8 protein-coding genes, 3 pseudogenes and 1 other annotated feature are annotated in these 6,914 nt (G+C 57.6%); of the genes and pseudogenes, 6 read left to right on the plus strand and 5 right to left on the minus strand.

Annotated features, from left to right (window positions below; all coding sequences use genetic code 11):
• Positions 1-588 precede the first annotated feature (588 nt).
• The 4 genes from ACPYOJ_RS33395 (at position 589) to ACPYOJ_RS33410 (ending at position 2,606) form a co-directional block, all read left to right on the plus strand.
• Positions 589-804 (plus strand): hypothetical protein, encoded by a 216-nt coding sequence (locus ACPYOJ_RS33395; RefSeq protein ID WP_481420076.1) that lies wholly within the window; start codon positions 589-591, stop codon positions 802-804.
• 41 nt (positions 805-845) lie between these two features.
• Entirely contained in the window at positions 846-1,070 is a 225-nt protein-coding gene (locus tag ACPYOJ_RS33400) for a hypothetical protein (protein ID WP_481420077.1), read from the plus strand.
• Between the two features lie 272 nt (positions 1,071-1,342).
• The gene (locus ACPYOJ_RS33405; RefSeq protein WP_481420078.1) at positions 1,343-1,738 is read left to right on the plus strand and encodes a PRC-barrel domain-containing protein; all 396 of its coding nucleotides are present in this window, start codon (positions 1,343-1,345) and stop codon (positions 1,736-1,738) included.
• A 367-nt stretch (positions 1,739-2,105) separates the two neighbouring features.
• The gene (locus ACPYOJ_RS33410; protein WP_481420079.1) at positions 2,106-2,606 is read left to right on the plus strand and encodes a hypothetical protein; all 501 of its coding nucleotides are present in this window, start codon (positions 2,106-2,108) and stop codon (positions 2,604-2,606) included.
• A gap of 173 nt (positions 2,607-2,779) precedes the next feature.
• Here the strand turns inward: ACPYOJ_RS33410 and ACPYOJ_RS33415 are convergent.
• From ACPYOJ_RS33415 to ACPYOJ_RS33435, 5 genes and pseudogenes are all read right to left on the minus strand, one after another.
• A pseudogene (locus ACPYOJ_RS33415) lies at positions 2,780-3,082 on the minus strand (integrase core domain-containing protein); the annotation flags it as partial.
• A gap of 4 nt (positions 3,083-3,086) precedes the next feature.
• The gene (locus tag ACPYOJ_RS33420) at positions 3,087-4,493 is read right to left on the minus strand and encodes an IS30 family transposase (protein WP_481420080.1); all 1,407 of its coding nucleotides are present in this window, start codon (positions 4,491-4,493) and stop codon (positions 3,087-3,089) included.
• Between the two features lie 47 nt (positions 4,494-4,540).
• Positions 4,541-5,025, minus strand: a pseudogene (locus ACPYOJ_RS33425) (transposase); the annotation flags it as partial.
• Positions 4,628-4,744 (minus strand) — a sequence feature (AL1L pseudoknot). (Overlaps the previous pseudogene by 117 nt.)
• A 57-nt stretch (positions 5,026-5,082) precedes the next feature.
• Positions 5,083-5,529 carry a hypothetical protein gene (locus ACPYOJ_RS33430; RefSeq protein ID WP_481420081.1) on the minus strand — a complete coding sequence of 149 codons (447 nt, stop codon included), beginning with the start codon at positions 5,527-5,529 and terminating at the stop codon, positions 5,083-5,085.
• Complete coding sequence (locus ACPYOJ_RS33435) at positions 5,510-5,707, minus strand: hypothetical protein (RefSeq protein WP_481420082.1); 198 nt, start codon at positions 5,705-5,707, stop codon at positions 5,510-5,512. The genes ACPYOJ_RS33430 and ACPYOJ_RS33435 overlap by 20 nt, the downstream gene beginning before the upstream one ends.
• Before the next feature lie 282 nt (positions 5,708-5,989).
• Between ACPYOJ_RS33435 and ACPYOJ_RS33440 the strand changes: the two are divergent.
• Both ACPYOJ_RS33440 and ACPYOJ_RS33445 read left to right on the plus strand, forming a co-directional pair.
• Positions 5,990-6,236, plus strand: a pseudogene (locus ACPYOJ_RS33440) (IS6 family transposase); the annotation flags it as partial.
• A gap of 155 nt (positions 6,237-6,391) precedes the next feature.
• A partial coding sequence (locus tag ACPYOJ_RS33445; RefSeq protein WP_481420083.1) for an ABC transporter substrate-binding protein occupies positions 6,392-6,914 on the plus strand: 523 nt, incomplete at its 3' end.

Here is a 6,914-nt window from a genome sequence, read left to right on the forward strand (position 1 = left end):
GGCAATGCTGGCGACCTGGCCCTGTCCCCTCCTTAGCAGCAGGGCCTTCTTTTTGCTCCGAACCGGAACATTGCTACGTCTTAAGGGTTGGAGGGGTCGGGATCGCGTGGTCGATCTCTTCCGGTCCCTTTTCCGTTACCTCATACGGAAAGCCGCGCGATTCCACCTTGGTTAGCCAAGCTGCCCCAGGGTCCTTTTTCTCGGTACGCTAGCAGACTGGAACCGATTGGTTATCGATACGGCCGCGCGCAGTATTCCTGTTAATGCCAGCGATGAGGCACACCATCCTGGCGCCGCGCGGTCATAGTTTTCCCGAACGCCCTCGGGTGTGATCAATGAGTGATCCTGATCGATATTCCGGCAAGCCACCAAGGCGCACCTTGGGTGTGTGGATCCTGATAGCACTCGCTGCCGCATTGGCTTTTCTGCTTGCTTGGCTGTTCGGATGGTTGGGTCCGGGAGATTTGCGACGGCGGCCCCCCGTGAAGCACGCGCGATCCTCACACTTCTCTGTACTGTTGCTGCCGCCTCTGCCCGGCAATGTCGCGTAGCCCAGATGATCCATGGGTATGGGTTCGTGCAGTATTCGTGGCGGCCCTTGCATTTCGTTCAGTGGAAGGAGAACACGATTTTCACGAGCAGTTGCACGATTTTGCAGAACAGATCGAACGGCTGCTGATGATGGTTCTGCTCGTCTGCTTGGGTTCGATCTTGGCCACCGAGACGATTCTGGTTGCTGTTGATTGGCGCGTCGTACTCGTCGCCGCGCTGACGCTGCTCGCCGTGAGGCCGCTATCGGGTTGATCTGCCTGCTTGGTACAGGGTATTCCGCGGGCGAGAAACTGGTGAACTCCGTCTTCGGCATCCGGGGGCTGGGAACGATCCACTATCTTGCCTACGCCACAGGTCAGGCGGAATTCGACAATGCCGACGCCGTCTGGGCGACTGGAATCCTAATAGTGCTGATCTCCATCGTCGTTCATGGAATAGCCGTCACACCGACCATGAACTGGGTCGAGGCCACGCGATCGAGGACACAGGAACGACCGCGGAAAACTTCCGTGCGCTAGGTCCAAGAAAACACGCCGGGACCACGGGTCAAGTGCAACAGCGAAACGGCTACGAGCCGCGCTGTCGAGAGCCTGGACCGGAAAGCGGATTTCGTCGACGTGGCTATGTTTTGAACATGGGGCGGGCGAAGTTCACGGTCGTGTTCCCACTACCTCAATCCCTGTCCGTCGAGCACCCAGCAACCGCTGCTCGCTCGGAACCACCTCCGCAGGCGCGCGTTTATTACTCATCACTGAAAGAGGGTGAAAGGAAGCAACAAGGAGGAGTTTCAATGACGGACTATGATGTTTCGCGCACCGGCGATGTGGCGACGAACGAAACCGGAAATTTGATAGCAGCCAGCAAGGTCGAAGGCACCAATGTCTACAACCTCCAAGGGGAATCCTTGGGAACGGTGTACGACGTCATGATCGATAAAAGGTCTGGGAAGGTTGCTTATGCCGTCATGTCGTTTGGCGGCTTTCTGGGGATGGGGCAGAGCTACCACCCGGTTCCATGGGACATGCTGAAATATGATGAGGGCCAAGGCGGCTACGCGGTTGATCTCGACAAGGCGCAATTGGAGGGCGCGCCTTACTTTGATGATAGAAGCGCGCCTGATTGGTCAGACCCCGAGTACAGGCGCGGCATCGACGACTATTACGGTGTGACGCGACCGATGCTTTGAAGAAGCCATAGGCGGCGGGAGATTTCCATACGTTATTTCCCGCCTGCTTGCTGCACTCGGCTGAGGCTTGCCTTCCGCTACGACCTGACAATCGGTGTCCTGAACATCGTCTTATTCGCTCGCTCCTGCGCATCGTCGAGCTGTTGCTCAACACCTCGACGCGGGTGGCGACCTTGTTGATGCTCTCGATCGCGGTATCTAGCTTGCCGCCGAGAGACTCCACGACGCGATCGTTTGCCGCCTCGATGCCTTTCTTGTTTTCCGCCGTCGCCTCAAGCGCTCTCGTCATCTGGAATGAAAGCGGCGGTATTTGCGATACCTGCTGCTGGGTGTCGTCGAGAACCCTCTGTGTCCGCTCCTGAGCGTTATGGATATCGGCGATATCTCGATTGAGGCTGGCCCATACCCCGCCGATGATGAATGCGTTGACGAGAGCGGCGCCGATGATGGCGATGAAATGCGCCGGGTTGATCTTCGGCTTTTCGACTTAATTTGCATGATGTCTCCGTTCATCCAGCGCGCCTGCCCTTTGATAAAAGGCCCGCGAAGCGGACCTAAGTTAACGAGCATCACAAAGCGAGATGGTGATAAAAGGGAGAACAAGACCGCATCGGCAAGCGGTTCTGAAACTATTGAAGGTGTAAACATTCGTTCCATATGGGAACGCTTTACGGCGGTAGTTGAACCGCTACACGACGGGATGGTGAGCATGGCCGACAACTTGCATCAGCCGGACCTTTCAGAAGTGATACACGAGCTCAACGAGCAAGTGATCGCGTTACAAGGTCAAAATAATATTCTGCACTCTATCCTGCGAAGGCTAATCCTTCTCATCACGCCTCCTGGTCCCGCAGGTCCCTCTGGATAGTGGCATCGATGCCGACCTGCAATTCTACGCGCAGCACATCGAAAGCATGGACCTGCGAACGCAAAAGTTCCTAAACGCCGCAATCGAGTCCTTGGAGCAGTTCAAGCTTAGTGAGCCGGAAAAATCTGACCGACTGAACCGCGCCGGGTTTGCCGGAGGCTGTTTGGTTTAAGTTATGCAGCCATGGCTGGTTCGTCCAGCATGGCGTAATACTGCTCCTCGGCTTCGGCTGGCGGGATGTTTCCGATGGGCTCCAGAAGCCGTCGATGATTGAACCAATCGACCCATTCGAGGGTGGCGAACTCAACCGCTTCGAAGCTCCGCCATGGTCCGCGCCGATGAATGACCTCGGCCTTGTAGAGACCGTTGATCGTTTCGGCGAGCGCGTTGTCGTAGCTGTCGCCAACGCTTCCGACCGAAGGCTCGATGCCTGCCTCGGCCAGTCGCTCCGAATACTTGATCGACACGTATTGGGCAGATTCAACCGGTCGTCGCAACACTATCGATTTTAGCGTTTGTGAGGAATTGGTCGAGTGCTTCGGCCGGTGTTTTCCAGCCGAGTGTTTTGCGCGGCCTTGTATTGATGGCATGGGCGACCGCATCGAGTTCATCGGAGGTGTGTTGGCTGAGATCGGTGCCTTTAGGAAAGTATTGCCGCAATATACCATTCGTGTTCTCGTTTGTGCCGCGCTGCCAGGGGCTTTGAGGATCGCAGAAGTAGATCTGTAGTCCTGTGTCGATCCGCAGGCGGGCATGCTGGGCCATTTCTGCACCCTGATCCCAGGTAAGCGACTGGCGCAATGTCTCTGGAAGGCTTGTGATCGATCTCGTTATGGCATCACGTACAGCTTCGGCACCGTGGCCGGCCAAGGCCGGACCATTCTTGATGCTCTTTCCGGGTTGATAGCCTTCCATGCGCGGCAGGTGCAGCAGCATTGTGAAGCGCGTAGCACGTTCGACCAGTGTACCGATCGCGGAGCTTCCCAGGCCAAGGATGAGATCACCTTCCCAATGCCCCGGCACAGCTCTATCCTCAACCTCGGGCGGCCGCTGGCTGATCAGTATCGCGTCGCCAACGAAGGACTTGCCGCGGTTTCGGACCCGTTCGCGGGGTATGCGCAAAGCCCGGCCAGACCGCAGGCAGGCGGTTAGCTCGCGACGTAGTGCTCCACGTCCCTGGATATATAGCGCTTGGTAAATCGCCTCATGGCTGATGCGCATGGTCGGATCCTCGGGGAAATCGAGCCGGAGCCGATGCGCAATCTGCTCCGGGCTCCAGGCCGTTGACCAGCGCCTATTCTGGCGGTGAACGGCACGGCGCCCTTTCCATATCACATCGGGGCCGGTAAATCCGACGCCATCTGCTTTGGCAATCATACCTGCAAGCCGTTCCTGGATATAATCGCGCAGCGCAGGATTTGTGACGAGCTTGCTTGGTCTTGGGCGCAGGGAGGCCCGATCGGCATGCCATTGCGCTGTACTGGCACGATAGTCCAAATTTCCACCTCGCGTTGCTGCGTTACGTCGCAGCTCGCGAGAGATCGTGCTCGGGGACCTCCCAAGTTTGCGTGCAATGGTCCGGACTCCGTTGCCTTTGGCGAGTTCGATTGCAATGTCCTCGCGCTCTGAAAATGTTAGATATCGCCCGCCCGGTGGCTTTGCCGATGGGGCCAAATGCGTTGGTGGCATTCCTCCTGAACTCCGAAACCATCGCGCTCCGACCGGTGCCGAAACACCGGCATCTACCGCCGCGTCTTCACTCGTCTGACCAGACGCAATAGCTTGCCAGAAGCGGCAAAGATTCTCACGCTGCCAGACTGGCGGCCGGCCGGGCGAACGTAGTTTGCTTCGTGTAGAGCGATCCGAACGACGCTTGTGCGGCTTCATCGTAACATCCTTGTTCAAGGTGTTGCGACGACCGGTTGAATCTGCCTCTCGATCTTCAATGCAATGTCGCTGCGGGCGCGGACCGACAATCGGTCCACGTTCAGGCGTTTGGCAACGTTCTCGTAGTAGGTTGATGGGGCAATCGGCAGCAGTCTGCAGATCGGCTCGACCCCGAACACCGACCGGTGTTCGTCGATGAAGGAGATCATCGCTTCAAGGGGCGGTCGAGCTCCGCCATCGCGAAATAAGCGGACGCTTTGCGCAGTATCTCATTGGCCTGCCGAAGCTCGCGGTTCTCCCGTTCCAGAGCCTTCATCTTCTCGGCCACTTCGCTTGGGAGACCAGGCCGGGAACCATCTTCCACTTCCGCCTTCTTCACCCATTCATTGAGCGTCTGCGCCGTGCAGCCGATCTTGGCGGCGATCGAGGAAACCGCTGCCCATCGCGAGGAATGTTCGCCTTGGTGATCCAAAACCATCCGCACTGCTCGGGCGCGGACTTCCGGTGAAAATTTGTTCGCTGTCTTGCTCATATCGGCTCCACTTTCTCAGAAGTTGGAGCCTCCGGCAAACCCGGCGCGGTTCAGACCTCAGCTGAGACTCGTTCCCAAGGGTCCTTCAAGCGACGGGTAGCTGCGCCGCAGAGACGGCAACCACTTTAGATTACTTCCAGCAATCCTGGGATTTGCCAACCTGTTATGCGTGGCCACCTGATTGGCAAAAGGCGGGTCCTTCCGGAGAATCAACACGGACGTCTCAAGGCTTGGCTGAAGCTTCTCGAACCCGGCGCACGCAGTCGACTTTGTCGCTGTCTGGCAGCCCGAAATCATTGCACAGAGCGGCAACATCAAGAGAAGAAACCTGACCATTGATCTTTCCTTTTTCGGCAGAGCGCTTGACCGCAATTTCCAGCGCTGCGGTTGCAGCTTGCTGGCGTCCTCAGAGCGTCCGACGAGGATTGCGGGGTAAGTGGCGATGAGAGCGCCCAACGCCGCTCCCGCACCAACCTTGAGCCATTCAGGCAGCAGCTTGAGCATTCGTCACCGCCTTGAGATCGAGGGCATCCTGCAACTCGTCCCTCTTGCGCTTCGCATACCAGCGATAGGCTAGGTCGCCGATCGTCAGCACGGCGCCGGCGATAATGGGCCCCGCGACCACCTTGCCGATAAGTTCGCTGCTGGTGCTGAGTGACCGGTGGCTGACCCGGCGTGGCATGGAGACCCGGCAGGGCCACAAGACCCTTATCCCGGGTCTCTGCTTGTCACGGCCAAGTGATGACCGGCAAAGCCGCTATGAATTCCGCAACGGTCGGCGCCGCCCCGCCTCCCTGGACGTCGGCAAGCTGTGCGAACATCGAGGCCAGTGCCTGCGTTCGCGAGCTGAGGAAAGCTTGAAAGCTTTCCAGCCCGGTAAAGGTATGTCCATTGTCCGCGGACTTGTTGCAAAAATTCAGATGATGCCCGAAAGAGCGCCAAAGACTTTCAGCGGGAACTTTTGATGAGGGATTTCAAGTGGCGCCATTTTCAGGGGGAAGTGATTTTGTGGGCAATGCGATGGTATTGCCGCTATGGTGTCAGCTATCGCGATCTCGAGCAGACGATGAGCGAACGGGGTGTGCCTGTCGATCATTCCACGATCTTTCGCTGGGTTCAGAAATACGCGCCGGAAGATCAAAAAGGGGCTGCGCTGGCACTGGCGGCGGCCGCAGTCGACAAGCTGGCGCGTTGATGAGACCTATGTGAAAAGAGCCCGCCTTGGCCTCATTGCCGGCGGAGCCGGAAATCGCGACCGAAAGTTGATGAAGTGTTTCCTAATATCTTAGGATCGGGTAACGTCATCGTGGATATCTGACATTGGACTCACCAATGGACGATCGCAACGCGATCAGAGGGCCATTCGATGAAGACCTCGGCATCAGGCGTCGCCACTTTCCTGAGCCTTCTTCTCCTGAATTGCAATGCGTGCGGTTCCTTTGCGCAGGAAACTCCGCGCCCAAACGGGCAGGCAAAGCAAATCACTGAAATCAAGATCGGCTATTTGCGCGCCTACGCACCGCAGCTGGCGTTGTCCATTCTAGACATGCCGCCGCGCGACGAAGGTGTTGCGGGCGCCAATGTGGCAATCGGCGACAACAACACGACCGGCAGGTTTCTCGGGCAGGAGTTCAAGCTCGAGGTGACAGAGATCAAACCCGACGCCGAGGTGGTTTCTGCCTTTGAGACGATGGCGGCCGAGGGCGACCGCTACATCCTGACGGACATCTCCGCCAGGCAATTGCTGTCGATCGCCGATAGCGCGCGGCAAAAAGGCATACTCCTGTTCAATGTCGGGGCCACGGACGATCTCCTGCGAGAAGAAGAATGTCGCTCTAATATATTCCATACGGCTCCGTCACGCACAATGCTTGCTGACGGTCTTGCAC

The organism is Rhizobium sp. SVR5-9E (assembly GCF_056755095.1).